Genomic DNA, 1,483 nt, shown 5'->3' on the forward strand with positions numbered 1-1,483 from the left:
ATCGGTGATGGTGATATCTAAATTGGCTTTAGCGGAGTTATCACCGTCACTGTCAACCATATAAACGGGCAGCGCAAAGCTGAGTTCGTTATTACCATCCGCATTGGCGTGATCGAGCGCTTCAATCAGCGTAAAGGTGTAATCGCCTTTGTTGGTGCCATCGAAGTTGAGCGTAAAGACGGTGGTCTCCACACCGTTCGCCGCGGTGGTAAAGCCGATGTATTGCCCAGAATCTGCAGGCTCTTCTCGAAGCTCTACCACTAGCCCATTCGATTTGAGCGAGCCGTCAGTATTGAACTCAGTTGGCTCCAGACGGAAGTGACTTAGGTTGTCGCTGCCTTCGGTATAACTGATCGTGCCTGTGGCTTGCACCGCACTGCCGCTTGGCGCAGAGCCATCAGCTAGTTGAGACTCAGATAGATTTACCGACGGAATAGTGTTGATCACCGGATCGTCGCCATCTTGAATGGTTAAAGTAACCGTTGCGTTGACACTGTCTTTGTCGAAATCGCCCGACGTCACCACGATGTTTTTGACGATATCGCCATTCTCATGGTCCAGATCGCGATTAGGCTCAAAGCGCATCTCACCATCGAGGGTGATATAGAGCGAGCCTTCTGGGTAATCGAATTTCTGCTCACCAGTGATGCTTTGATCAAGCTGCTGCGCTGGGTTATCACCAAATTTAAATTCGGTGATGGTGGCGCCATCGGCACTGTGCGCTGGCATCACATCGATGATCGCGGTGGTTGGGTTTTCGCCTTGATTCGGTTCAATGATGGTCCAACTGCCGTTTTGCATTAACTGGACATCGTCGGTGATGGTGATATCCAAGTTTGCTTTGGCGGAGTTGTCACCGTCACTGTCAACCATATAAACGGGCAGCGCAAAACTCAGGTCGTTATTGCCATCCGCATTGGCGTGGTCGATCGCTTCAATCAGCGTAAAGGTATAATCGTCTTTGTTAGTTCCATCGAAGTTGAGCGTAAAGACGGTGGTCTCTACACCATTTGCTGCCGTGGTAAAGCCGATATATTGCCCAGAATCTGCAGGCTCTTCTCGCAGCTCAATCACAAGCCCATTCGATTTGAGCGAGCCGTCAGTATTAAACTCACTTGGCTCAAGGCGGAAGTGACTGACGTTGTCGCTGCCTTCGGTATAACTGATTGTGCCCGTCGCTTGCACTACACTGCCGCTCGGCGCTGAGCCATCCGTTAGCTGAGACTCTGCTAAAGTCACCGAAGGAATCGCGTTAATCACCGGGTCATCACCATCTTGAATGGTTAAGGTGACTGTGGCGCTGACACTGTCTTTGTCGAAATCGCCCGACGTCACGACGATATCTTTTACAACATCGCCGTTCTCATGGTCTAAATCGCGATTCGGCTCAAAGCGCATATCCCCATCAAGAGTGATATAGAGCGAGCCTTCTGGGTAATCAAATTTCTGCTCACCACTGACAGTCTGGTCAAGCTGCTGCGTT

At 50.5% G+C, this 1,483-nt stretch carries 1 protein-coding gene; it reads right to left on the bottom strand.

From position 1 onward, the window contains the following. Positions 1-1,483, bottom strand: a 1,483-nt coding sequence (locus tag OH458_RS21895) for a T1SS-143 repeat domain-containing protein (protein ID WP_269979850.1), incomplete at both ends; no start/stop codon positions are given.

It is taken from the genome of Vibrio sp. MarTm2, assembly GCF_027587055.1.
In the GTDB taxonomy this organism is placed as follows: domain Bacteria; phylum Pseudomonadota; class Gammaproteobacteria; order Enterobacterales; family Vibrionaceae; genus Vibrio; species Vibrio sinaloensis_D.